At 63.3% G+C, this 21,621-nt stretch carries 28 protein-coding genes and 2 tRNA genes; 13 read left to right on the forward strand and 17 right to left on the reverse strand.

Annotation, left to right across the window (positions count from 1 at the left end; genetic code table 11):
• The first annotated feature begins 34 nt into the window (after positions 1–34).
• Positions 35–961 (forward strand): hypothetical protein, encoded by a 927-nt coding sequence (locus tag FJ988_RS22535; protein ID WP_140820553.1) that lies wholly within the window; start codon positions 35–37, stop codon positions 959–961.
• Positions 962–1,400: 439 nt separating this feature from the next.
• On the forward strand, positions 1,401–1,910 hold the full coding sequence (locus FJ988_RS22545; RefSeq protein ID WP_140820554.1) for a DUF1036 domain-containing protein: 510 nt from the start codon (positions 1,401–1,403) through the stop codon (positions 1,908–1,910).
• Between the two features lie 91 nt (positions 1,911–2,001).
• On the opposite strand, the gene FJ988_RS30915 is transcribed toward FJ988_RS22545, so the two are convergent.
• The 3 genes from FJ988_RS30915 to FJ988_RS22560 form a co-directional block, all read right to left on the reverse strand.
• A complete protein-coding gene (locus tag FJ988_RS30915) occupies positions 2,002–2,373 on the reverse strand; it encodes a hypothetical protein (RefSeq protein ID WP_181183636.1) in 372 nt (123 codons plus the stop codon).
• Between the two features lie 131 nt (positions 2,374–2,504).
• A tRNA-Arg gene (locus tag FJ988_RS22555) sits at positions 2,505–2,581 on the reverse strand.
• Between the two features lie 57 nt (positions 2,582–2,638).
• A complete protein-coding gene (locus tag FJ988_RS22560; RefSeq protein WP_112101520.1) occupies positions 2,639–2,944 on the reverse strand; it encodes an ETC complex I subunit in 306 nt (101 codons plus the stop codon).
• 310 nt (positions 2,945–3,254) lie between these two features.
• Between FJ988_RS22560 and FJ988_RS22565 the strand changes: the two genes are divergently transcribed.
• Complete coding sequence (locus FJ988_RS22565) at positions 3,255–4,427, forward strand: NAD(P)/FAD-dependent oxidoreductase (protein WP_140820555.1); 1,173 nt, start codon at positions 3,255–3,257, stop codon at positions 4,425–4,427.
• 76 nt (positions 4,428–4,503) lie between these two features.
• Positions 4,504–4,986 carry a pyridoxamine 5'-phosphate oxidase family protein gene (locus FJ988_RS22570; protein WP_140820556.1) on the forward strand — a complete coding sequence of 161 codons (483 nt, stop codon included), beginning with the start codon at positions 4,504–4,506 and terminating at the stop codon, positions 4,984–4,986.
• Between the two features lie 36 nt (positions 4,987–5,022).
• Here FJ988_RS22570 and FJ988_RS22575 read toward each other — a convergent pair whose 3' ends face one another.
• Positions 5,023–5,526: a YbjN domain-containing protein gene (locus tag FJ988_RS22575; RefSeq protein WP_140820557.1), complete on the reverse strand. Its 504-nt coding sequence runs from the start codon at positions 5,524–5,526 to the stop codon at positions 5,023–5,025.
• A gap of 202 nt (positions 5,527–5,728) precedes the next feature.
• On the opposite strand from FJ988_RS22575, the gene FJ988_RS22580 reads away from it, so the two are divergent.
• Positions 5,729–5,805 (forward strand) — tRNA-Pro (locus FJ988_RS22580).
• Positions 5,806–5,852: 47 nt separating this feature from the next.
• The gene (locus tag FJ988_RS22585) at positions 5,853–6,575 is read left to right on the forward strand and encodes a hypothetical protein (RefSeq protein WP_140820558.1); all 723 of its coding nucleotides are present in this window, start codon (positions 5,853–5,855) and stop codon (positions 6,573–6,575) included.
• A gap of 240 nt (positions 6,576–6,815) precedes the next feature.
• On the opposite strand, the gene FJ988_RS22590 is transcribed toward FJ988_RS22585, so the two are convergent.
• A complete protein-coding gene (locus tag FJ988_RS22590; protein ID WP_140820559.1) occupies positions 6,816–7,238 on the reverse strand; it encodes a type II toxin-antitoxin system VapC family toxin in 423 nt (140 codons plus the stop codon).
• Positions 7,235–7,489 carry a FitA-like ribbon-helix-helix domain-containing protein gene (locus FJ988_RS22595; protein WP_140820688.1) on the reverse strand — a complete coding sequence of 85 codons (255 nt, stop codon included), beginning with the start codon at positions 7,487–7,489 and terminating at the stop codon, positions 7,235–7,237. The genes FJ988_RS22590 and FJ988_RS22595 overlap by 4 nt, the downstream gene beginning before the upstream one ends.
• A 142-nt stretch (positions 7,490–7,631) precedes the next feature.
• Here FJ988_RS22595 and FJ988_RS22600 point away from each other — a divergent pair, with 142 nt between their 5' ends.
• A complete protein-coding gene (locus FJ988_RS22600; RefSeq protein ID WP_140820560.1) occupies positions 7,632–7,895 on the forward strand; it encodes a hypothetical protein in 264 nt (87 codons plus the stop codon).
• Positions 7,896–7,904: 9 nt separating this feature from the next.
• Here the strand turns inward: FJ988_RS22600 and hdaA are convergent, their stop codons facing one another.
• From hdaA to FJ988_RS22615, 3 genes are read right to left on the reverse strand one after another with little or no spacing between them, the layout of a single operon-like run.
• A complete protein-coding gene (hdaA, locus tag FJ988_RS22605; RefSeq protein WP_140820561.1) occupies positions 7,905–8,609 on the reverse strand; it encodes a DnaA regulatory inactivator HdaA in 705 nt (234 codons plus the stop codon).
• 1 nt (position 8,610) lies between these two features.
• Entirely contained in the window at positions 8,611–9,753 is a 1,143-nt protein-coding gene (locus tag FJ988_RS22610) for an AI-2E family transporter (protein ID WP_140820562.1), read from the reverse strand.
• Between the two features lie 16 nt (positions 9,754–9,769).
• Entirely contained in the window at positions 9,770–10,387 is a 618-nt protein-coding gene (locus FJ988_RS22615; protein WP_140820689.1) for a CDP-alcohol phosphatidyltransferase family protein, read from the reverse strand.
• A 177-nt stretch (positions 10,388–10,564) separates the two neighbouring features.
• Between FJ988_RS22615 and purM the strand changes: the two genes are divergently transcribed.
• From purM to FJ988_RS22635, 4 genes are read left to right on the forward strand one after another with little or no spacing between them, the layout of a single operon-like run.
• On the forward strand, positions 10,565–11,644 hold the full coding sequence (gene purM / locus FJ988_RS22620) for a phosphoribosylformylglycinamidine cyclo-ligase (RefSeq protein WP_140820563.1): 1,080 nt from the start codon (positions 10,565–10,567) through the stop codon (positions 11,642–11,644).
• A complete protein-coding gene (gene purN, locus FJ988_RS22625) occupies positions 11,641–12,348 on the forward strand; it encodes a phosphoribosylglycinamide formyltransferase (protein WP_140820564.1) in 708 nt (235 codons plus the stop codon). Before purM ends, purN begins: the two co-directional genes overlap by 4 nt.
• 27 nt (positions 12,349–12,375) lie before the next feature.
• A complete protein-coding gene (locus FJ988_RS22630) occupies positions 12,376–12,882 on the forward strand; it encodes a hypothetical protein (protein WP_140820565.1) in 507 nt (168 codons plus the stop codon).
• 10 nt (positions 12,883–12,892) lie between these two features.
• Positions 12,893–13,402 carry a histidine phosphatase family protein gene (locus FJ988_RS22635; RefSeq protein WP_140820566.1) on the forward strand — a complete coding sequence of 170 codons (510 nt, stop codon included), beginning with the start codon at positions 12,893–12,895 and terminating at the stop codon, positions 13,400–13,402.
• 67 nt (positions 13,403–13,469) lie between these two features.
• Here FJ988_RS22635 and FJ988_RS22640 read toward each other — a convergent pair whose 3' ends face one another.
• The 4 genes from FJ988_RS22640 to FJ988_RS22655 form a co-directional block, all read right to left on the reverse strand.
• On the reverse strand, positions 13,470–13,712 hold the full coding sequence (locus FJ988_RS22640) for a DUF680 domain-containing protein (protein WP_140820567.1): 243 nt from the start codon (positions 13,710–13,712) through the stop codon (positions 13,470–13,472).
• A 277-nt stretch (positions 13,713–13,989) separates the two neighbouring features.
• The gene (locus FJ988_RS22645; RefSeq protein WP_140820568.1) at positions 13,990–14,196 is read right to left on the reverse strand and encodes a DUF680 domain-containing protein; all 207 of its coding nucleotides are present in this window, start codon (positions 14,194–14,196) and stop codon (positions 13,990–13,992) included.
• 56 nt (positions 14,197–14,252) lie between these two features.
• Positions 14,253–14,486: a DUF680 domain-containing protein gene (locus tag FJ988_RS22650; RefSeq protein ID WP_140820569.1), complete on the reverse strand. Its 234-nt coding sequence runs from the start codon at positions 14,484–14,486 to the stop codon at positions 14,253–14,255.
• 53 nt (positions 14,487–14,539) lie between these two features.
• Positions 14,540–14,770: a DUF680 domain-containing protein gene (locus tag FJ988_RS22655; protein WP_140820570.1), complete on the reverse strand. Its 231-nt coding sequence runs from the start codon at positions 14,768–14,770 to the stop codon at positions 14,540–14,542.
• A gap of 470 nt (positions 14,771–15,240) precedes the next feature.
• Between FJ988_RS22655 and FJ988_RS22660 the strand changes: the two genes are divergently transcribed.
• Together FJ988_RS22660 and FJ988_RS22665 are read left to right on the forward strand one after the other, a co-directional pair.
• Entirely contained in the window at positions 15,241–15,909 is a 669-nt protein-coding gene (locus tag FJ988_RS22660) for a response regulator (RefSeq protein ID WP_140820690.1), read from the forward strand.
• A complete protein-coding gene (locus FJ988_RS22665) occupies positions 15,899–17,251 on the forward strand; it encodes a sensor histidine kinase (RefSeq protein WP_140820571.1) in 1,353 nt (450 codons plus the stop codon). The genes FJ988_RS22660 and FJ988_RS22665 overlap by 11 nt, the downstream gene beginning before the upstream one ends.
• A 256-nt stretch (positions 17,252–17,507) precedes the next feature.
• Here FJ988_RS22665 and FJ988_RS22670 read toward each other — a convergent pair whose 3' ends face one another.
• The 4 genes from FJ988_RS22670 to dapB all read right to left on the reverse strand — a co-directional run bounded on the left by FJ988_RS22670 (position 17,508) and on the right by dapB (position 21,368).
• A complete protein-coding gene (locus FJ988_RS22670; protein WP_140820572.1) occupies positions 17,508–18,383 on the reverse strand; it encodes an ABC transporter permease in 876 nt (291 codons plus the stop codon).
• Between the two features lie 13 nt (positions 18,384–18,396).
• Positions 18,397–19,251, reverse strand: coding sequence for an ABC transporter ATP-binding protein (locus FJ988_RS22675; RefSeq protein ID WP_140820573.1), 855 nt, complete (start codon positions 19,249–19,251; stop codon positions 18,397–18,399).
• A gap of 160 nt (positions 19,252–19,411) precedes the next feature.
• On the reverse strand, positions 19,412–20,371 hold the full coding sequence (locus FJ988_RS22680; protein ID WP_181183644.1) for an ABC transporter substrate-binding protein: 960 nt from the start codon (positions 20,369–20,371) through the stop codon (positions 19,412–19,414).
• Between the two features lie 220 nt (positions 20,372–20,591).
• Positions 20,592–21,368, reverse strand: coding sequence for a 4-hydroxy-tetrahydrodipicolinate reductase (gene dapB, locus FJ988_RS22685; protein ID WP_140820575.1), 777 nt, complete (start codon positions 21,366–21,368; stop codon positions 20,592–20,594).
• Between the last annotated feature and the right edge of the window lie 253 nt (positions 21,369–21,621).

The following is a 21,621-nucleotide window of genomic DNA, read 5'->3' on the forward strand; positions in this document are numbered from 1 at the left end:
TCGCCGATTGCCTCGGCAGCCTATGAGACGCAGCATGGCATTCAAACCTATAGCCGATGCGATAAGCAAAAACCGCTTTGCCATCCAGGCAAAGACGCTCCGCAACCATGTCTTCTACAAGATCTTCGAAAGCCGGGGACGCGCATCCGGACGTTTGCTCGCCAAACAGCTGCGCGATGCAAAAGCATCGCGCGTTTGCATCACGATCGCTTTCAACACGCCCTGGGTGATCGACGCCCTGACGAAGGCGTGGGAAATGCGGCCGCCGGGAATGACGCTGGTCGTCGTCGACAATTCGGACAGGATCGATGCCCGAAAGACCATTGCCCGTATCTGCGAGACACGCGGCGTCCCCTATCTTGCGCTGCCGATGCGGGTCGAGAAGCATCTGTCGAGATCGCACGGAACAGCGATCACCTGGGCATTCCACAACATCGTGCGCCATTTGAAGCCGGAGCTCTTCGGCTTCATCGATCACGACTGCTTCCCGGTCGAGCCGTTCGACATCCCATCGCGACTGGAAGGCAAGGCCGTGTATGGGCGCAGGGCATACGGCACCGAAAACCACGTCTACAAGGCCCAGCCGGGCGACCGGCACTGGAACCTGTGGGCAGGCTATTGCTTCTACCGGTTCGCCGCGGTGGCAGACCGCAAGCTGAATTTCGACCCGCGTTTGAATCTCGGCCTCGATACCGGCGGCGCGAACTGGGCAATCCTCTATTCGAAGCTCGATGAAGCGGATGTTTGCGTCGCCACGCTGGAACAGCGGCCGATGGCGATAGCGGGCGCGATCGGGCACCACGAAGTCATCGACGGCGCCTTCTTCCACCTTGCCGGCGTCTCATACCCCGACAGGCCAGGCTATCATCACCGGACGGCGGAACATCGGGAGATGCTTCGCGACTATGTCTGGAACACATATCTGGGCGGGCCGGCCGGGCAGACGGTGAGCGACTTCTGACCTCCGAGGACGCCCCAACCATGCTTAGCGCCTGCCTGGCCGGCGCCGGCATCGCCCAGGTGCTGGAATTCGCCACCCGCGACGAATTAAGCGACGGAAGGCTGATTGAGCTGTTCCCCGACTGGCCCGATGAGTTCTTCCCTCCACGCGATCTACCCTTCGCGGCAGTATCGTACCGCCAAGGTGCGGGCGTTCGTGGAATTTGTCGGGGAGCCGCTGGCGGAGGTTAGATCAGACCCAGAATCAACCTGATCTCTTAAGCAATTGAAAACACTACACTCTACAAACGAGCGCCCCATTCCCGTTTGCATGGGCAAATCCGGATCGCCATGTGACAGCTTACCAGTGCTGTCGCGCAGGTAGCACTTTCGGCATACTTGACTCGCGGCAAACACGGCATGATTTTGCTCACACAGGTTCGTCACGACGGGGTGCAGTGATGACTACCTTTGTGAGATCGGTATTGCTGGCTTTCCTCTTGGTAACAAGCGCGGAACGAGCCGAGGCCGCCATCAAAATCTGCAACAATTTTTCCCAGACCGTCTACTTTGCGATGGCCTATAGCCAGCCAGGTTACGACGAATCCTACATTTCGCGAGGTTGGCTTGTATTGAACCCGAATGGAGGCTGCGATCAATTCGATAGCGCGCTCCACTTGTCCGTGTTTTGGTACTATGCGGAAACCAACCAATATAAAGTCAGCAAACACGTCAAGAACATCAACATGTGGGGCAATGTCCGCCCGGATAAACAGTTCTGGATTGCAACCAACTCTTTTAATTTCATCAACAATCTGAATGAAAAGCCATCGCATCCGGGCGACCCCGGAGCACGCCTGGTCGGCTTTACACGCTCCGTTGAATCGAAGGATTCGGAGCTTGACGAAACGCTGACCATCGAGGCGGACGGGATCAACGTCTCCCAGAGTTTCAGCAGCAATGGCCAGTGACGTGCAAGGTCGGCGACGCTGAACCTCCGGCCATCGGCTTAGAGGGCCGGCGCTGAACCAGTTGCGGGAGAGCTTGTTTGCAGGCAGCGATCTAGCGGTAAAGTCCAGGGTATTTGGCCTTTTCGGTCTGGCAATTTCCGGCCCTCTGGACAGCCATGGCAAACGCTCTTTCATAAGTATGAGCGGCCCTCTTGAATTTAGAGGGATCAGGCGTCAGGCGTTTATCCAGCCCGTCGTACAAAAGGACGGGGACAGTCATGATGGCTTTTCCATCTGCGGTTGGCCTCAGCCGACATCTTTGCATGACACCAATCATATCGCCTGCCATTGTTGCTGCCTTATGCAACTTGTCATCGGCCATCCGAGCCAAGTAATCGATGTTTTTCTGCTCTCCTTGCCCTGCCGAGGCAGCTGATACTGTGCAAAAAAATCCGGCTGCGGCCGTTGTTAGAATACGGTTCAAAAATTGACTCCCCTTTTTTGCAATGAACTCGGCCTCCCGAGCAGGAAGCATACCACTGGCACGAAGTATAGCTTCAAGGGGAGGAATTCAGGGAGCGGGACCGAACTCACTCCCGTATCCGGTCTGCAAAATGGCGATCCCGGCAGGATTCGAACCTGCGACCATCGGCTTAGAAGGCCGGTGCTCTATCCAGCTGAGCTACGGGACCGTAGGCCGGCCGAAGCCGGCTGGTGCGTGTTACGCCTGATGGCGCTCGACTCGTCGGTCAGTGCGTCCAGGGCGTCCTGCGGTCATAGCGGAAATTGTCGGAATAGGAAATCTGCCGGCGCTTGGCTTCCTTCGGCTCTTCGACGCGATAGGCGATCTTTTCCTTCTCGGCATAGGCCACCGCTTCTTCCTTCGTGTCGAAGGTGAGCTTCACCTGGCTCAGCATGTCGCCGGAAGTGGTGTAGCCCATCAACGGGTCGATCTTCTTGCGCTGGGCGGGATCGAATTCCAGCACCCAATGTCCGGTCTTGGCCTTGCCGGACTGCATCGCGGTTTTGGCTGGACTGAAAATGCGCGCGGACATGACCACCTCGTTGCCGCCCGAAACCGGGCACCCATTTTTAGAAGCGCCCGGGCAAGCCGGCTGCCGGCCTGAATGCGCGCGCCAATCCGTCAATACTGTGCAAGCGCGCCGTCGGCAAGGCCGCAAGCTGCCCAACGCTGCAAGCGAGACGCGGAGCCTTGCCCAGGCCTGTTAGCCGGCGTTTGCAAACGCCGCGACACAATGCCTGGCTTGTTGGCAACGCCCGCCTATTCCATTTGCGATGCGAGCGGCATATGTCGGATACGTGGCCGTGCCAATTGAGGCCATGACGATTAAGACCAGAATGGGCATGAAAGCGGAAATCGCGCCGGACTGGAGCGACACACCGACGATCCTCGACGGCGCGATCGTGATCGGCGCGGGCGCGGCCGGGCTTGCCGCAGCACAAGCGCTGATCAGGGCCGGCGTCACAGTTCAAATCCTGGAGCGCGAAGCGCGGCTGGCCGAGCCGTGGCATCGCCGGCACGACAATCTGCATCTCAACACGCATCGCGATCTGTCTTCACTGCCGGGCTTATCCTATCCGGCGGGAACGCCGGCCTTTCCGCACCGCAGCACCGTCATCGGCCATCTCAACGATTTCGCCGAGACACACCGGCTGCCGATCGCCTTCGGCGTGGCCGTCGAGGGCGTGGAGTTCCATGGTGACCACTGGCTGGTGCGCAGCAGCGCCGGGCCGCGCGCGGCACGGCATGTGGTGGTCGCGACCGGGCGCGACCGGCAGCCCTTCATCCCGGCCTGGAAAGGCATGCGGGATTTTTCCGGCCGGATCCTGCATTCCGCCGATTTCGGCCGGGCGAGCGACTATGCGGGCAAAAAGGTGCTGGTGGTCGGAGCCGGCAATTCCGGCTTCGACGTGCTCAACCATCTTGCTGCCGGAACAGAAACTGGGCAGATCTGGCTCGCGGCGCGCAACGGGCCGGCCCTGCTGCCCAAGCGGATCGGCAAGATCGCCGTGCATCGCCTTTCACCATTCATGGCCAGCCTGCCCACCTGGATGGCGGACGCGGCGATGGCGGCAACGCAGCGCCTGGTGTTCGGCGATCTCAGGAAATACGGCCTTCCGCCTGCCCCGTCCGGCGGCGCCAGCCGGCTGGGCTCGGACTATACGGCGATCGCCGCCGACGACGGCGCGGTCGATGCGATCAAGGCCGGACGCATCGCTGTCGTGCCGCAAATAAGCGCGTTCAGGCGCGACGGCGTCATCCTCGCCAACGGCCGGGCGATCGCGCCCGATGTCGTGATTGCCGCCACTGGCTACCGGACCGGGCTGGAGCCAATGCTGGGCGGTCTCGGTGTGCTCGACGCCAAGGGCGTGCCATTGTTCAACGGCGCCGACAGCGACCCGAATCTGCCTGGATTGTGGTTCACGGGGATGCGGCCGAGCATCCGTGGCTGCTTCGCCAATGCCGGCATCCTCGGCGCGGCGATCGCCGGGAAGATCGCCGGTCGCAAGCGCTGAGCGGAAGTTATCCGCTTCGAGGTGGAACGGACGGGTTTGCCGGTCGTTGCCTTTCGGAAGAAAGAAAGGAAACGACATGCCGACACCTCCCGAACTCGAAGCAAAATTCTGGAAGGCCCTTAAGTCCGACATGACGATGATGATCGGCCTGGATGGCTCGAACATTATCCCGCGCCCCATGACGGCGCAGTTGGAAGGCGACGAGAACGGCCCGATCTGGTTCTTCACCGCCAAGGATACGGAATTGGTGCGTGGACTCTCGGGCAGCGATCGGACAACGGCGACCTTCGTCTCCAAGGGCCACGACCTCTTCGCCACCGTGCAAGGCCGGCTTCAGGTCGACAATGACCGGGCGGTGATAGATCGTCTATGGAACCGCTTCGTCGCGGCATGGTTCGAAGGCGGCAAAGACGACCCGAAGCTGACACTTCTGCGCTTTGATCCGGAACAGGCCGAGATCTGGCTCGACGCTTCCAGCGTCGTCTCAGGCATCAAGATGCTGCTCGGCTACGATCCGAAAGAGGAATACAAGGACAACGTCGCCAAGGTTGCCCTGTAGCGCCCCTTGGTTAGCCGAACGGAAGTTTGGAAGCCGCTATTTCTGCATGAAGGCCGCGAAGTTTTCCGTCGAAGTGGCGAAGGCTTCCAAGTTCGATTGCAGCCAGGCTTTGGTTATTCCGCCCGCCAGAGTGGTGCGATAGTTGGCGTAGTATTTTCCGTCCTTGTACTTAACGACGGTAAGCCAACCAGCATTGTCCCAGTCGAATGCATCGAGTGAATCCACCGTCAGAGGCGTCTTGGGAGTCCACCCTCCCGTCTCGGCCAGCAGAGTCTTGCACACCTTCTGGTCATCGCATCCGCCAAGGCTGATGAAGAAATTCTGACCGCCTGAGCCACTCGATACATATTCGCCGGTGCTATCGGACTTGACCAGGGCGCGATAGCCGGCGTCCTGCAGCGCGGTCTTGATGTCGTCCAGCGTGACCTTGGTGAGGACTTCCGGCTTGTCACCAGCCTTGCTGGCGTCTTCCGCGAGCGCGGGCAGACCGGCTAGAACCAATGGAAATGCGAAAGCAACAACGCGTGCGAAGCGTGCCATGCCCAAACCCCCAATTGACCCAGGGGAAAGTCAACAGCAGCCGCTTTTGCTTGTCAACGCATCTAAAGGGACTAGGGGGCATTCCTGCCCGTTCAAAACCGCGGCATCTCACAGACTGTGGATGAGGCTGGTACGGATCGAGACGAAGCTTCCGTTTTTGGGTTGCCTTCCGTTCCCTGGAACCCTATACGCCGCGGGGCGTCGGAGTGTAGCGCAGCCTGGTAGCGCACCTGATTTGGGATCAGGGGGTCGCAGGTTCGAATCCTGCCACTCCGACCATTGCTTCTCCCCATCGAGAACGGGACCTATCTTGCGGGGTGCGTATCGTGGCAGCCGTGGTTGTAGCGATCCTCGACAGGGACAATTGGGACGCCAACACCGACATCATCGTCTTTGTCGATATCTCCCGGCGGCGGCTGACATGGGTGCCGCGCGATCTGTGGTCGGCACTTGTAAGCGACCGCGTCAACGGGGCCTTCGCCAAAGGCGGCGGCAAACTGCTGCTCGACGCGCTGGCGGAACTGGGCTTTGTAGCCCAGAGCTCGGTCTGTCTGCGCCGCGGTGCGACCGAAGCAGCACTTGCCGGCGTCATCGTCCAGGTGCAGGTCCGCCAACCGCTCGATTTCTGGTATCCGCTGACGCCGACTAGCCGCCTCGAGGACGGACGCCAAAAAGTGTCCTTTCGCCCGCCCGCCGAAACGCTTGATGGCGTGCGCCTTCACCAATGGATCGGTGCGCGCACCATGGTCGACGGCAAGGGCACCGACTTCCTGCGGATGGACCGGCAGATCGTGTTCCTGCGCGCGCTCATCAATGACGGGTTCGACTTTCGAGCCGTGCTGCGAGACCCGGACCTGGTCCGCTTCACCGGCCCCGATCCATTGCCGTCGCTGGCGCGCGTCAAGGCCGGATGGCGCATGCAGGTCCACGACTGGGTCGACGACGCCGTCCTCGACGGCAAGATGGTGCTGGTGCCGCGTCCGCCGAAGCCGTGGTGGCGGCGGCAATGGCGCAAGCTGCGGCAGCGCATGTACCGGAAGGAACGGTAAACCCGCCGGGCGAGAACCCCATACCTCGAGCCCGGCGAGCCTACAACCCGATCTGGAACGCGACCGGGACCGGGATCAACCGGCACAGTACGCGTTGCAAGATTGGTGCCCAAGGGGGTTCACCGTTTTTACGGAAACGTCGAACCGCCCTATCTCTTTGTTTTTACACAAGTTCGGACGGAAGACCGCTCACATTTTTCCTGGAGTTGCTCCATGGGGCCGGTCCCATAATGGGACAGGCTACGGCACATGCTCCCATGGATCGACAACCGGCACGCCGGCGGCATGGAACGCGCCGGTGTCGCGCGAGGCGACCTGAAAGCCTTTCGCTGCGGCAATGGCGGCGATGTAGCTGTCGGCAACGGGAAATCCCTTGCCCGCTGCTCTGGCCCTTGCCGCAAGGCTGGCATAGCGCCGCGCGGCTTCCGCGTCGAAGGCCAGAATGCGCTGATCGAACGCCGCGCAGATACCGGCGAAAGTTTCCGCCAGACTATTTTTGCGCCTCCCCGCCGGCATCACCTCGATGCCGAAGAGCACCTCGGCAAGTGTCACACTGGAAACATACAACGTCTCGGCGACCTGCTCATCCAGCCAAGCCAGGACCGGAGGATGAGGTTGCGGTCTCATCACCTCCGAAACGACATTCGTATCCAGGAGGATCATTTGAATTTCAGTGGTTTGGCCGGGCTTTTGTCACGAGATTGTCCCAGGGCCTCGACGTCCTCGTCCGTCACGCCTGCACGGCGCGCAATGCCGGACAAAAGCGTGCCCAATCTGACACGGCCTTCCGGCCGAACCGCATCCTCAAGGATGGCGCGAATTTCCGCCTCCGTGCTGCGGCCGTTGATGGCCGCGCGCACGCGCAGGGCGCGGTGCGTTTCCTCGGGAAGATTTCTGATCGTTACGGCTGTCATTGATATCAATCCGACTACATTGATATCACCAATCGATGTCACGCGTTGGCCGGTCAGCTGAGCCATTCAAGCACGGCTCGAGTTATCTCTCGCTTCCCACTCCGTGGCCGGTCTAGACTTCCCGACAAAAGAGGGATTTTCCATGCCTGGTCTGGAGGCTTTGCTGTCGCTGGTCGGCCCGGCCTTCCTGGCCTATTACGGCTTTACGGTTCCGATCATAGTGGTGTGGGCAATCCTGTGCGCCGCCCTGTGGATCTGGAACAACCGGCCGAGCAAGAGGCAGGCCGCCGCCCGGTCCTGGCCGGCCAGCCTGACGTTCTTCGTTGTCGTCGCCGCCTGCTATGTGGCGGCGCATACCGGGGTCTATCTGCTGGCCCGGCATCTGGCCAAACTGTGGGCGGTGTAGGGCAGCAGCCTAGATATCGAACTCGCCCTGCCCTTCGTCCATGGCGCTGACGGTTTCGGCGGCCAGAGCGCGAGTGATCGGCGTCTTGCGCTCGAGTGCCGCTCGGTCGAGGCGTTCCACCACGCGCATGGCGGTGCCGAGCGAACGCTCGATGCGGCGCACCAAATACTGCACCACATGCGGCTCGACCTCGACCTGACGGTCGGCAAAGAGTTTTGTGATGACACCGGCAAGCAAGAGGTCGTCCGGCTCGTGGATCTCCACCGTCGCCGCCGCCTTGAGGCGCGAGATGAGGTCGGGCAGCATCACGCGCCAGGCGGACGGGAACCGCTTGGCGGTCAAAAGCAGCGTCGAGCCGGCGCCGCGCACTGCGTTGATCAGGTGGAACAGGCCCGGCTCGTCGATCGGTCCCTTGTCGATGTCGTCGATCAGCGCCGGCCCGGAACCCAGCCCGGCAATGTGCTCGTCGATCCGCGCCGGATTAATGGCAAGGGCATGCGCCCGTTCCTGCCAGATCCGGGCCAGATGCGTCTTGCCGGAACCCGGCGGGCCGGCAAGCACGATCACCGGCGAAGGCCAGTCCGGCCAGCGGTCGATCAGCGAGGCCGCCTGCGCATTGGCGCCGGAGACGACGAGCTCGTCGCGCGAATAGCCGGTGCCGTGGCCGAGATCGAGCGGCAGCTGGCGCGGTGTGTCTGCTGTCTGGGCAGCCATTTCAGCCCCGCGTCGAGCGGTGGCCGCCGCCGCGATCGGCGGGCAGCGGCGGCACGGGTTCGGTCACGTGGCCCTTGTAGAGCGGCGATTGCAGATAACGGCTGATGGCGAAGCGCACCAGCACCGCGATCGCCGCCGAGGCCGGCACGGCGATCAACAGGCCGACGAAGCCGAACAGCGCGCCGAAGGCAAACAGCGCGAACATCAGCCAGACCGGATGCAGGCCGACGCTCTTTCCGACCAGCCGGGGCTGCAGGATGTTGCCCTCGATGAACTGGCCGACGAAGAACACGCAAGCCACCGCCACGATCATCTCCCAGCTCGGCCAGAACTGGACGAAGGCCACGCCGACGGCGAGCACCAGCCCGGTCAGCGAGCCGACATAGGGGATGAAGGAGATCAGCCCGGCGAAGAAGCCGATGAGGATGGCGAAGTTCAGGCCGGTGAGCGTCAGGCCCGTGGCATACATGGCGCCGAGAACCAGGCAGAGCGTGCCCTGGCCGCGCACGAAGCCGGCGGTGGCGGTGTTGATGTCGCGCGCCAGCCTCCGCACGGTCTCGACATGGTCGCGCGGCACCCAGCCGTCGACCTCGGCCACCATCCGGTCCCAGTCGAGCAGCATGTAGAAGGCGACGACCGGGGTGACGACGAACAGGCTGACCACCGAGACCAGCGCGACGCCCGAGCTCCAGATCGAGGTGAAGACGGTGGTGAGCAGGCTGAAGCCGGAGGAGAGCAGCGAATTCAACCCGTCGCGCAGGCTGCCGGCGTTGACGCCGAAGCGCTGCTCCAGCCATTTCGGGTCGATGCTGGTGATCAAAGACTGCAGGCGGGTCAGGTATTCCGGCAGCTTGCGGCCGAAATCGGCCATCTGCGTCGTCAGCACCGGCACCAGGATGACGAAGGCCAGCACCACCACGACGATGAAGGCAAAGAGGATCACTACCGTCGCCATCAGCCGCGACAGGCCGAGCCGCTGCAGCCAGTCGGCGACCGGATCGAGGAAATAGGCGAGCACCATGCCGGCCACGAAAGGCAGGAGGATGTTCGAGAAGAGGTAGAGGAAGAGCGCCAGGAATACGGCCGTGCCCAGCCAGAAGAAGACCTGGCGGCGAAGCCCGGCCGAGCCATCGTCAGCCGCCATCACCGCACCTTCATCGTCAGGCGCCCGTGCCGGAGCCGCCCGACCTGCCGTTGCCCGACCTGGTGTCGCCGGTTTGGGAGTTGCTCGTCCGGGAGCCTTCGCCATAGCCACTCATATGCCTTAGCCAAGCCACGAGATAGGCTGCGGCCGAAGCCACGGTCAAGACCCCGGTCAGGAATATGAGCGCGGTCCGCAGCGGGCCAAGATGCACGGAGAAGGCAAGTTCCCCCAGCACGAGCGCGGCGAGCACGATCTGCGCGGCGGTGTTGGCCTTCGACACATAGAGCGGCTTGACCTCGACCGGATGGCTCATGACGCTCGACAAAAGCACCGCGCAGACGATCAGGCCGTCGCGCGAGACCATGGTCACCACCAGCCACAGCGGCAGCTCGCCGGCAAAGCCCATGACGACGAAGACGGTGACCAGCAGAAGCTTGTCGGCGACCGGATCGAGATAAGCGCCGAGCCTGGAGAACTGGTTGAAGCGACGCGCGATGAAGCCATCGACGCCATCGGAGATGCCGGCGACGAGGAAGCCGGCGAAGGCCCAGCCCCAAAGCGACTGCAGCATCGCCAGCACTACCGCGGGCACGAGCAGCAGACGCATGATCGTAATCATGTTGGGGATGGTCAACCGCATGTCCCGTCGTGTTCTTGTTGGGAAAAAGATGATGGAGATGGGAAGTGGGCGCAAGTGGCGCAGGCACCTCGCCCACTTTCCACGGTTTTGTCGGTTGGGATGGCCGTCATCCTTGCCCGGCGAAACCATTCATGCGAAGAGCCCGCAAGGACAAACAGGGACGAGCCGACAATGAGCAAGGGCGACCAGGCCGCGCGCAAGAACGGGCTCACCTATGCGGAGGCGGGCGTCGACATCGATGCCGGCAACCTGATGGTCGAGAAGATCAAGCCCTTGGTGCGCGCCACGCGCCGACCCGGCGCCGACGGCGAGATCGGCGGCTTCGGCGGGTTGTTCGACCTGAAGGCCGCCGGCTTCACCGATCCGGTGCTGGTCGCCGCCAATGACGGCGTCGGCACCAAGCTCAAGATCGCCATCGACGCGGGAAAACACGACACGATCGGCATCGACCTCGTCGCCATGTGCGTCAACGACATCGTCGTGCAGGGCGCCGAGCCTTTGTTCTTCCTCGACTATTTCGCCACCGGCAAGCTCGACCCGGACCAGGGCGCGGCGATCGTCGGCGGCATCGCCGAAGGCTGCCGGCAGGCCGGTTGCGCGCTGATCGGCGGCGAGACGGCGGAAATGCCCGGCATGTATCACGACAAGGACTACGACCTGGCCGGCTTTGCCGTGGGCGCCGCCGAGCGCGGCCAGCTCTTGCCGACCGACGACATCGTCGAGGGCGACGTGCTGCTTGGGCTGGCCTCCTCCGGGCTGCACTCCAACGGCTTTTCGCTGGTGCGCCGCATCGTGGCGACGAGCGGCCTTGCCTGGAGCGATCCGGCGCCGTTCAGCGACGAAGCGACGCTGGCCGAAGCGTTGCTCGAACCGACGCGCATCTATGTGAAGTCGATCCTGAAGGCGATCCGCAACACGCATGGCATCAAGGCGCTGGCCCACATCACCGGCGGCGGTTTTCCCGAAAACATCCCGCGCGTGCTGCCCAAGGATTTTTCGGCTGAGCTCGACCTCGAAGCGATCGAGGTGCCGCCGGTGTTCTCCTGGCTGGCGAAGACCGGCGGCGTGGCGCCCGAAGAAATGATGCGCACCTTCAATTGCGGCATCGGCATGATCCTCGCCGTAGCATCCGGCCAGGCGGCGCAGGTGGCGGCGGTGCTGCAGGAAGCCGGCGAGACGGTGACGCCGATCGGCCGCATCGTGCCGCGCCGCGACGCCGGCGTCATCTACAGGGGCTCGATCGGCCTATGAGCAGGAAACGCACTGTCGTCCTGATCTCGGGGCGCGGCTCCAACATGACAGCACTCATCGCGGCGGCCAGCGACCCGGACTATCCGGCCGAGATCGTCGGCGTCATTTCCGACCGGGCGAATGCCGCCGGCCTCGGCATCGCGCAGTCGCGCGGCGTCGCCACGAAGGTGATCCAGCGCGCCGACCATCCGAGCAAGGACGCGCATGACGCCGCGATCGACGCGGCGCTCACCGGCTTCGGCGCCGAGATCGTCGCTCTGGCCGGTTATATGCGCATCCTCGGCCGTGGCCTGGTCGAGAAATGGCAAGGCCGTATGGTCAACATCCACCCTGCCCTTTTGCCGGCCTTCAAGGGCCTGGACACGCATGCGCGGGCCTTGCGCGCGGGCGTGCGCATCCATGGCTGCTCGGTGCATTTCGTGACGCCCGAGATGGACGAAGGCCCGATCATCGCGCAGGCCGCCGTGCCGGTGATGGTCGGCGACAATGAGGACACGCTGGCCGCCCGCGTGCTGAAGGCGGAACACCGGCTCTATCCGCTGGCGCTCGGCCTCGTCGCCGAAGGCAAGGCGCGGATGGAAAAGGGCCACGCCGTGCTAGCGCATTTCGCCGACGACGCCGACAACGCCACCTCGGTGGTGATGGCGCCCGACCCGCTGCGCGAAGAGCGAGACCTAGAGCATTTGGCGCGGATCACGCCTTAAGGGGCTGCTTTCAAAATCGGAGGCGATATGCGCGGCAAATCCGCCGTATTAGGCTTGCTCCTGGTATCTACAATCGTCGCCACAACGCCGGGTGCAGCGGTGGCGGAGCAGTCAGGTTCGTGGACGGTCACCGGCAAGTGCAAAAGGCTGATTGTCAGAAACGAGAAACTAACCGAAGCCTGCACAGGCGAAGTGACGCAGATAAGGAATGCCGACGGCACGGTCACCTTCCGGTTTTCGGACGGTCGGAATTGGCTCCTGTTTCGCGGCAAGCAGGCAAGCATCAGACTGCTACGTGGCTACAAGACCGTTATCGACTTGGATGGCGTTGCTTTTGGAAAGATCGGCGCCGAACCCTTGTTTCAAGAGTTGGCCAGTGCCGCTTGCAATTACGCCGCTCCCTACCGGGGTGAGGCCTACATAAGCTGCAGCGCGATCTTAAATTTTCAGATGTGGGCCGCCACCATTGAAACAGACGGCCGACTTCCAATACCCGACAACGAATACATCCCGCCAACCCTGTCGGCGCCCTGAGCCTATGTGAATGAAACAGCTGCTCATCCTGCGCCACGCCAAGTCGAGTTGGGACGATTCTTCCCTGGCCGATTTCGACCGGCCGCTCGGGCTACGCGGGCAAAAGACCGCGCCGTTGATGGGGTGCGAGTTGGCGCGGCGCGGCTGGCTGCCGGATCTGGCGCTGGTGTCGCCGGCGTTGCGCACCCGCGATACTTGGCGGCTGGTTTCGACGGAGTTGCCCAAGCATGTGCCGGCGCAGTTCGCCGAGGAGCTTTACGAGGCGGCGGTCGGGATGATCCTGGCACGCATACGGCAGGCCAAAGCGGAGAGCCTGCTGGTGATCGGCCACAATCCCGGCCTGCAGCATTTTGCGCTACGGCTGGCCGGCGCGGGGTCGGACGAAAGCGTGTTCAAGACCATCGAGGCGAAATTCCCGACGGCAGCGCTTGCGCGGTTCACGGTCGTGGGCGATTGGGCGGAGCTCGATTTCGGCGGAGCGCGGCTGACGCATTGCATCAGGCCGAAGGATCTGGGATAGGCGCCGACGCGCCCAAACGCGAAGCGGCGGGTCTGACCCGCCGCCTGAGCATTCCAAGTGCGAAAAATCAATTGCCCCAATTGCCCTGACCTGGGGTCGGCCAGGCCTTGGAACCGGCGGCGCCGGTCGTCATATCGGTGTCGACATTGGCTGGCTTGGCCATTTCATGCTTGCCGACCGAAGCCGTGTAGGCCCGGTCGACATTGACAGTCGGCTGGCTGTTGGCATCGGGATCATAATGGTCGCTGCCGGCGAAGGCGGTACCCATGGCGAGAAGCATTGCGGTAGCGGTGAGAGCGATCCTTGTCACGTTCGTTGTCCTTGTTGCTAGTCGTTTCATTGCGGCGGCCCTTGGGAGGATGGCTCCGCTGCCGACAAGACCCGCGGCGTCCGGGATTTATTCCCGGGCAGGTCCGCTTTTCGAGCGGCCGCGGCAGCGTCAGCTCACATCTCGCCCATAAAAAGACAAACGATTACAAATGCTTGTGATACAAATACTCGTGAAACCGATTTGATGTCGCCCGGTTCCACAAAAGCAGAGCGGCGGGACAAGCCCGCCGCTTTGAGGTCTGTTTGAACAGAACCGTTTAGTGGTTGCCGAACAGGTCGTGGTTGGCGCCCGCGACGACCGGCTTCTGAGCGTCCGCATCCGACTTCTTGATCGAAGCGGTGAACGAGGTATCGACCGAGGCGGCTGGTTGGTTGTTGTTGGACGGGTCGTAGTGGTCCGAGCCGGCGAAAGCGGCGCCGGTGGCAACGAGCAGAGCGGCGGCGGTAAGAGCGATCTTGGTCATTTCAGTTACTCCAGATTTGAGGTTGATGGTCAGTTCTGGTCAGGACAGGAACCGAGTCAGTGGTTGCCCCAGATGCCCTGGCCGGATTCCGGCTGGTTCTGGGCAGGCGTGATCTTGAGGTCGCGCTGCTCGAACTTGCGGATCGAGCCAGTGACGGTGCGGTCGACATTGTCCGAGGACTGCGTGACGGCCTGCTGGTTGTTGTTGGCCGGGTCATAGTGATCCGAGCCGGCGAAAGCAGCGCCCGTGGCAACGAGCAGGGCAGCGGCGGTAAGAGCGATCTTGGTCATTTCAGTTACTCCGGATTCGAGTTTGTTGGTCTGTGGGTCAGGATGGGGCCGGCTTAGCGACCCCAGATGCCCTGGCCGGATTCAGGCTGGTTCTGAGCAGGCGCGATGTGGAGGTCGCGCTGTTCGAACTTGCGGATCGAGCCGGTGATCGAATGGTCGACATTGCCAGCAGGGGCGGAAACGGCCGGCTGGTTGGCATTGGGGTCAAAATGGTCGGAACCGGCGAAAGCAGCGCCCGTGGCAACCAGAAGGGCAGCGGCAGCGGTAAGAGCGATTTTGGTCATTTTAAGTACTCCAGATTCTAAAAGTCTTGTCCGTCTAGTGGCGTGCCTTGATGGAAATTCGCGTCGCTCGGACCACCCCGAAATGGGTCTGCCCTGCTGCTGGTTCCAATCACGAAAATGTGTGAACCGAACCGTTCGGTTCGATCTTGAAATTACGTGAACGACGCGGCGGCCACATTCTTCTTGTTTGATATCAAATACTTAAAATGAGACTGCGCGATATCACGGCTGATTTCAGTGCACCGTCGTTCACCGGAGTTACACGAACCGTCAACATAAATTGAACCGAACGGTTCGGTTTTATCGCTTGTCCGACCGATGAGGCTGCTCGACAGCCGCCCTGCCCTCTTTGGGGCCAGTGTTTGCCATGCGGGCGGATCGATACTATCGGTTGCTTCGAGGGGCCAATCAGGGTGCTGCCCGCCGCATGCGGCGAAGCCGACGCCATCGAGGGAGGACAGCGACGGACGATGCGGCTGTTGCTTGTCGAGGACAATCGCGAACTGGCCGATTGGCTGGGCAAGACGCTGCGCCAGGCGAGCTATGTCGTCGACGTCGTGCATGACGGCGAGGATGTCGAGCATGCGCTTGCCGCCGGCGACCACGCTTTGATCATCCTTGACCTGGCCCTGCCCCGCATGGGCGGCATGGAGGTGCTGAAGCGGCTGCGCGCCCGCGGCAATGCCGTGCCGGTGATCGTGCTTACCGCCAATGCCAGCCTCGACGGCCGGGTCAAGGGACTCAACGAGGGCGCCGACGACTATCTGGCCAAACCCTTCCAGATCGAGGAACTGGAGGCGCGCATCCGCGTCCAGCTGCGCCGCGCCAACGACCGCACCGCGCCGGTCATCGCCTGCGGCGATCTCGTCTTCGACACCAACACGCGGCTGTTCTCGCTTTCAGGCGAAGCGCTGTCGCTGACGCCGCGCGAACATGCGGTGCTGGAGCAGTTGGTCGTCAAGGCCGGGCGCACGGTGAGCAAGGCGCAGTTGTCGGCGGCGATCTACGACTTCGAGACCGACGCGGACCTGAGCGCCATCGAGATCTATGTGCATCGCCTGCGCAAGAAGCTTGAGGGATCGCGGGTTCAGATCGCCACCTTGCGCGGCCTCGGCTATCTGTTGCGCCATGAAGATTAGCAGCCTTCGCCTGCAATTGCTGGCTTGGGTGGTGCTGCCGCTGGCAGCATTGGCCGCTGTCAATTTGTGGACCAGCCAGCGCAATGCGCTGGCGACGGCCGATCTCGTCACCGACCGCATGCTGGTCGGCTCGGCGCGCGCCATCTCCGAGCAGGTTGCAATGGTCGACGGCACGCTCGACGCCACGGTGCCGCCGGCGGCGATCGAAATGTTCGACACCGGCGACCGCGACAGCGTCTATTACCGCGTCGAGACGGCGAACGGCCGGCTGCTGACGGGCTATCCCGATCTGCCTCAAGCGCCGGCGCGCGGCAGTCTCGAGGCGCCGTACCGCGATCACCCGCTGCGCCTCGCGACGCTCAGCCATGCGGTGATCGGCGCCGGCGCGGATTCGCCGATCAGGGTCACCGTCGGCGTGACGCTTGCCGGGCATGACGCCATGGTCAAGCGCCTTTGGCTCAGCGCCTTTGCCCAGCAATTGGCCCTGGTCGTGATTGCCGGCGTGTTCGTGCTGCTTGGGTTGCGCCGCGGGCTGGCGCCGCTGATCCGGCTACGCGACGCGGTGCGCTCGCGCAGCCGCAGCGATCTCGAGCCGGTCGAGATCGCGGGCGCGCAAAGCGAGATCCGCCCGCTGATCGAGGCGCTCAACGCCTATATGGAACGCGTGCGCGGGCAGATGGCGGCGCAGCGCCGCTTCATCGCCAATGCGGCGCATCAGTTGCGCACGCCGCTGGCGCTGCTTTCCACGCAGGCGAGCTATGCCTTGCGGGAAAACGCCGCCGACCAGCGCCAGCAAGCGCTGGTGGCGCTGCAGGCAAGCTCCGGCAAGCTGGCGCGGCTGGCCGAACAATTGCTCACGCTGTCGCGCGCCGAGCCCGGCAGCCGGCGGCCGCGCGCCGACTTAGTCGACCTCACCGAAGCCGCCCGCCATGTGCTGGAAGCCCAGGCGCCCACCGCGATCAAAAGCGGCATCGACCTCGGCCTGGAGGAAACCGGACCGGTGCCGGTGACAGGCGACGGCACGATGCTGCGCGAGATGATCGTCAACCTGGTGGACAACGCGCTGCGCTACACGCCGGCCGGAGGCAGCGTCACCGTCAAGCTGGCGGCGATCGATGGCGAAGCCCTGCTCACGGTCACCGACAGCGGTCCGGGCATTCCGGCAGAAGAGTGCGAGCATGTCTTCGAGCGCTTCTACCGCCTCGCCGGCTCAGCTGAGGACGGCAGTGGCCTCGGTCTCGCCATCGTGCGCGAGGTGGTCGAAAATGCCGGTGGCAGCGTCACGCTGGGCGACGCTGCCACGGGCGGACTGAAGGTTGAGGTGCGGCTGCCGCTGGCTTGAGGAACTTCATGCGCCGGAGCGTGACTTGGCGGCGATCGCGTTGATGTGCTTAGAAAGATTTCGACGCACCTGCTCGGCCGTCAGAAGTTTCTCCGGATGGGCGCGCGCGTCCTGCATCGTTGGCAAGACTTCCTCGCGCAGCCAAGTCTCGCATGATTGTGTCGTCATTGCCCGTCATAGCAAACCGCAGGACTTTGTCATAACCTCTACCAAAGCAACGGATCTCGCACACCGATTTGCATGATCTGCAGAATGATCACGCCCCCTGCTCGTTGAACGGCGCCGGGCGCCACTTCACCACATAGTTCTCGAAGCGGGTGATCAGGAACTCCACCACCAGCGCCATCACCGCAAGGATGATCATGGCGGCGAAGACGCCGTTGGCGTTGAAAGCGCCCTGCGCGGTCGAGATCAGAAGGCCCATGCCTTGCTTGGCGCCGAGGAATTCGCCGACCACTGCGCCGACCAGCGCGAAGCCGAACGAGACATGCAGCGAGGCGAGGATCCAGCTCATTGCCGACGGGATGATGACCGAGGTGGTGATCTGGAACGGCGAGGCACCGAGGATCTGGGCATTGGCGATCATCGCCCTGTCGGCCTCGCGCACCCCCTGGAAGGCGTTGGCGAAGACGACGAAGAACACCATGACCACGGCCAGCGCCACTTTCGAGGCCATGCCCAGCCCAAGCGCAATGATGAACACCGAGCCCAGCACCACCCGAGGCACCGAATTGGCGATCTTGATGTAGATCGAAAAGACGTCGGCCAAGAGCTTGTTGCGGCCAAGCACGATGCCGGCGGCAATGCCGCCCAGGGCACCGATCACGAAGCCGAGGAAGGTTTCCTCCAGTGTCACATAGATCTGCAGCCAGAGCGGCCCCTGCGAGGTGCCCTCCGTCACCCAGGACCAGATCTGCTCCCAGATGCCCGACGGGCTGGCGAAGAAGAACGGGTCGATGATGTTGTAATCGGCGCCGAGTTCCCAAAGGCCGAGGAGGGCCACGAGGATGGCGAGCCGCAGGCCGATGACGAGCGTGTGGCGCTTGCGCAGCCGCGCCCTCGCCTGCGCCTCGGCGACGACGATCGAGGTGGCGCGGGCGGCTGCCTGTTCGGTTGGAGAGATGGCGGTCATGCTGTTTCCTCCCTCAATGGCTCGCCTGCAGGCCCTGACTCTGACCGAGCTGCACTTCCTCGCGCAGGTCGTTCCAGATCACCTTGGCGATCTCGATGAATTTCGGGTCGTAGCGGATGTCGGCCATGACGCGCGGGCGCGGCAGGTCGATGCGGTAGACGCTCTTGACCGTGCCGGGGCCGGCGGTGAGCACATAGACCTTGTCGGCCAGCGCCACGGCTTCCTCGAGATCATGGGTGACGAAGACGACCGAGGCTTTCTGATCCGACCAGAGGCCAAGCAGTTCATCCTGCATGGCGGTGCGGGTCTGCATGTCGAGCGCGCTGAACGGCTCGTCCATCAACAGGATCTTCGGCTGGTTTATGAAGGTCTGCGCCAACGCGACGCGCTTGCGCATGCCGCCCGAAAGCTGGTGCGGATAGTGCTTTTCGAAGCGGGCAAGGCCGACGCGGGCGATCCAGTCGCGCGCCTTGTCATAGGCTTGCGCCTTCGGCGTGCCGCGAAACAGCGGCCCGGCGGCGACATTGTCGATGACGCTGCGCCAGGGAAACAGCGCGTCGGCCTGGAAGACGAAGCCGATGTCGCGGCTGATGTCGGTGACCGGATTGCCCATGACGCGGACATTGCCGGTGGTGGGCCTGAGCAACCCGGTGACGAGGTTGAGCGTCGTCGACTTGCCGCAGCCGGTCGGCCCGACGACGCAGGCGAACTCGCCTCGCGCCACCGTCATGGTGAAATCGCGGATCGCCGTCATCATGTGGCCGTCGGGCGTAACGAAGCGCAGCGTCACATCATCGATGGCGATGGCGGCATCGGCCGGCGGCGCGGCGTGAGACAATTTCTCGGCCGCCATGGTCTGCAACTGCATGGCATACTCCTGTCGCGGTGTGCGGGATGTGCGCGGCTTAAGCTGTTGGGCTCGTAGGGCCCGGCATCCGGAAACGCGCCGCTGCCAGATTGATTCAGGCAAGCGGCGCAAGCTGTTGTTTTTCAACAGGCGACGGAAGACCCGCGCCCGTCACGCAAGGCTACTTGTTGGCGGCGTCGACGAAGGCCGTCGTGTAGGTCTTGGACAGGTCGATCTGCTTGCCCTGCAGGCTTTTCGAGAAGGTGGACAGAACCTTGAGCACCGTCTCCGGGCCATCGGCCGGCATGCGGCCGTCGGGGGTGAACTGCGCCTTGCCCCCGGCGAGGCCCTGAACGTAGAGGTCCTTGTTGCCGGCGTAATAGTCCTTCGGCATCTTGTCGGCGATCTCTTCGGCCGAATGGGTGGCGATGAACTTCATCGTCTTGACGAAGGCGTTGGCGAGCTTCTGCGCCTCTTCCTTGTGGTCCTCGATCCAGGCGGACTGGACATAGAAGGACGCCGCCGGATAGTCGCCGCCGAGTGCGGCCTTGGTCTTTTCCGGCGTGCGCATGTCGACCAGCACGCTCGCCTCGCCGGTCTTGAGCAGTTGCCCGATGGTCGGCTCGGTGGTCATGCCGGCCTGGATCTGATCCTGCTTGACGGCGGCGATGAAGGTGTTGCCGGCGCCGACCGGCAAGAGCGTGTAGTCGCCCTGCTTCAGGCCGTTGCGGATGGCCAGATATTGCGTCAGGAAATCGGTCGAGGAACCGAGGCCGGTGACGCCGAGCGTCGCGCCCTTGAAATCGGCCGGCGACTTGATCTCCGGGTGCTTTGCCGAAACCAGCTCGACCTCGCCGGGCGCCTGGCTGAACTGGACGATCGACTGGATGTACTTGCCCTTCGACTGCAGGTCGACGGTGTGGTCGTAGAAGCCGACGACGCCCTGCACGGCGCCCGCCAGCAATTCGTTCTCGGCCTCGACGCCGGCGCGGGAGTTCACCAACTCCACGTCGAGCCCTTCGTCCTTGAAGTAGCCGAGCTGCTGAGTGAGCACGGCCGGCAGATAGATCTGCTTTTCCATGCCGCCGACGATGATGGTGATCTTGTCGGCGTGAGCCGCCGATGCGCCCGCTGCGACCATGGCCAGCGTCAGCGCCACAGAGCTCAGGGCGCGCTTAGAGATGAAACCGGTCACGAAACTTCCTCCACCTGGGCGACGCGTCGCGCCGCATTTCCTCCTGCCGGCCACTCCCAGCCGGTTCGTGGCGATCGCCACAAGGCCGTCATGACATAGCCAAGCTTTCAGCTGGCTTTCAGCCATTTTGGCGGCTGCGGAAAACGGAAAACGGCGAATTCGCCTGTTACGGCGCGGCAAGACCCAGCACATCGCGCATGTCATACTCGCCGGGTCGCCGTCCGGCGACCCACAGCGCCGCGGCAATCGCGCCGCGGGCGAACATCGAGCGGTCGCCCGCCGCATGCGAGAGCGTGAGCACCTCGCCGTCGCCGAGGAAGCTGACGCTGTGCTCGCCGACGACGCTGCCGCCGCGCAGCACGGCAAAGCCGATCTCGCCGGCCAGGCGCGGGCCGATAAGCCCGTCGCGGCCGCGCTTCGCCACATTGTCCAGCCTGACGCCTCGGCCGCGCGCGACCGCCTCGCCCAGCATCAGCGCGGTGCCCGACGGCGCATCGACCTTGAAACGATGATGCGCCTCCAGGATCTCGATGTCGCAATCGTCGGCGACGAGCGCCCGCGCCGCCTGTTCGACCAGGCCGGTCAGCATGTTGAGCCCGAGCGAATAGCTGCCGGAGCGCACGATGGCGATCTTCTTCGCGGCGTCGGCAATGGCTTCCAGCTCGGCGGCGTCGAAACCGGTCGAGCCGACGACCAGCGCCGGGCCGCCGCGCGCCGCGCAGGCCTCAGCCACCTCAGCCGAAGCGGCCGGCGTGGTGAAGTCGACGACCACATCGGCAAGCGCCAGCGCCTCGTCGCGCCCGACCAGCCCCTCGCCCGTGCTGCCTGGGCGGTGGAAGCGGGCAACGAGCTCCAGCCGCGGATCGGCAGCGATAGCCTCCGCCATTTGCAGGCCCATGCGGCCGAGCGCGCCGGCGATGGCAATCTTGAGCGGCTTGGGCATGGCGTATCCTGCTGAAAGCGAGTCGAAACAACCGTCTAGCATACCGGCTTGGCAAATTGATTCAGGCGCGGCGAAAGGCGTTTGGGCCAGATCGAATGACGCCTTAGTCTTTGTCTTGATGCATGTCGTTGTCCCAGAACCGCTGCACACTTCTGGGCGACATGCATTAGGCGAATGTGAAGCACCGCACTCATCAGCGCCTGCACGATGTGCTAGTCAGATCGTCGTGTCCGGCCGCGACGCGCCGCCTGGA

Source organism: Mesorhizobium sp. CU3, from assembly GCF_006442965.1.
Lineage (GTDB): Bacteria > Pseudomonadota > Alphaproteobacteria > Rhizobiales > Rhizobiaceae > Mesorhizobium.

What these genes read in the sequence shown, in the direction of transcription:
- FJ988_RS22675 (WP_140820573.1), bottom strand. Translation starts at nt 19,251, where the DNA reads ATGCAGTTGCAGACCATGGCGGCCGAGAAATTGTCTCACGCCGCGCCG.
- FJ988_RS22650 (WP_140820569.1), bottom strand. Translation starts at nt 14,486, where the DNA reads ATGACCAAGATCGCTCTTACCGCCGCTGCCCTGCTCGTTGCCACGGGC.
- FJ988_RS22535 (WP_140820553.1), top strand. Translation starts at nt 35, where the DNA reads ATGGCATTCAAACCTATAGCCGATGCGATAAGCAAAAACCGCTTTGCC.
- FJ988_RS22670 (WP_140820572.1), bottom strand. Translation starts at nt 18,383, where the DNA reads ATGACCGCCATCTCTCCAACCGAACAGGCAGCCGCCCGCGCCACCTCG.
- FJ988_RS22565 (WP_140820555.1), top strand. Translation starts at nt 3,255, where the DNA reads ATGAAAGCGGAAATCGCGCCGGACTGGAGCGACACACCGACGATCCTC.
- FJ988_RS22575 (WP_140820557.1), bottom strand. Translation starts at nt 5,526, where the DNA reads ATGGCACGCTTCGCACGCGTTGTTGCTTTCGCATTTCCATTGGTTCTA.
- FJ988_RS22665 (WP_140820571.1), top strand. Translation starts at nt 15,899, where the DNA reads ATGAAGATTAGCAGCCTTCGCCTGCAATTGCTGGCTTGGGTGGTGCTG.
- FJ988_RS22560 (WP_112101520.1), bottom strand. Translation starts at nt 2,944, where the DNA reads ATGTCCGCGCGCATTTTCAGTCCAGCCAAAACCGCGATGCAGTCCGGC.
- FJ988_RS22610 (WP_140820562.1), bottom strand. Translation starts at nt 9,753, where the DNA reads ATGGCGGCTGACGATGGCTCGGCCGGGCTTCGCCGCCAGGTCTTCTTC.
- FJ988_RS22570 (WP_140820556.1), top strand. Translation starts at nt 4,504, where the DNA reads ATGCCGACACCTCCCGAACTCGAAGCAAAATTCTGGAAGGCCCTTAAG.
- FJ988_RS22545 (WP_140820554.1), top strand. Translation starts at nt 1,401, where the DNA reads ATGACTACCTTTGTGAGATCGGTATTGCTGGCTTTCCTCTTGGTAACA.
- FJ988_RS22660 (WP_140820690.1), top strand. Translation starts at nt 15,241, where the DNA reads ATGCGGCTGTTGCTTGTCGAGGACAATCGCGAACTGGCCGATTGGCTG.
- FJ988_RS22590 (WP_140820559.1), bottom strand. Translation starts at nt 7,238, where the DNA reads ATGATCCTCCTGGATACGAATGTCGTTTCGGAGGTGATGAGACCGCAA.
- FJ988_RS22655 (WP_140820570.1), bottom strand. Translation starts at nt 14,770, where the DNA reads ATGACCAAAATCGCTCTTACCGCTGCCGCTGCCCTTCTGGTTGCCACG.
- FJ988_RS22600 (WP_140820560.1), top strand. Translation starts at nt 7,632, where the DNA reads ATGCCTGGTCTGGAGGCTTTGCTGTCGCTGGTCGGCCCGGCCTTCCTG.
- FJ988_RS22645 (WP_140820568.1), bottom strand. Translation starts at nt 14,196, where the DNA reads ATGACCAAGATCGCTCTTACCGCCGCCGCTCTGCTCGTTGCCACCGGC.
- FJ988_RS22635 (WP_140820566.1), top strand. Translation starts at nt 12,893, where the DNA reads ATGAAACAGCTGCTCATCCTGCGCCACGCCAAGTCGAGTTGGGACGAT.
- dapB (WP_140820575.1), bottom strand. Translation starts at nt 21,368, where the DNA reads ATGCCCAAGCCGCTCAAGATTGCCATCGCCGGCGCGCTCGGCCGCATG.
- purM (WP_140820563.1), top strand. Translation starts at nt 10,565, where the DNA reads ATGAGCAAGGGCGACCAGGCCGCGCGCAAGAACGGGCTCACCTATGCG.
- hdaA (WP_140820561.1), bottom strand. Translation starts at nt 8,609, where the DNA reads ATGGCTGCCCAGACAGCAGACACACCGCGCCAGCTGCCGCTCGATCTC.
- FJ988_RS22595 (WP_140820688.1), bottom strand. Translation starts at nt 7,489, where the DNA reads ATGACAGCCGTAACGATCAGAAATCTTCCCGAGGAAACGCACCGCGCC.
- FJ988_RS22680 (WP_181183644.1), bottom strand. Translation starts at nt 20,371, where the DNA reads ATGGTCGCAGCGGGCGCATCGGCGGCTCACGCCGACAAGATCACCATC.
- FJ988_RS22630 (WP_140820565.1), top strand. Translation starts at nt 12,376, where the DNA reads ATGCGCGGCAAATCCGCCGTATTAGGCTTGCTCCTGGTATCTACAATC.
- purN (WP_140820564.1), top strand. Translation starts at nt 11,641, where the DNA reads ATGAGCAGGAAACGCACTGTCGTCCTGATCTCGGGGCGCGGCTCCAAC.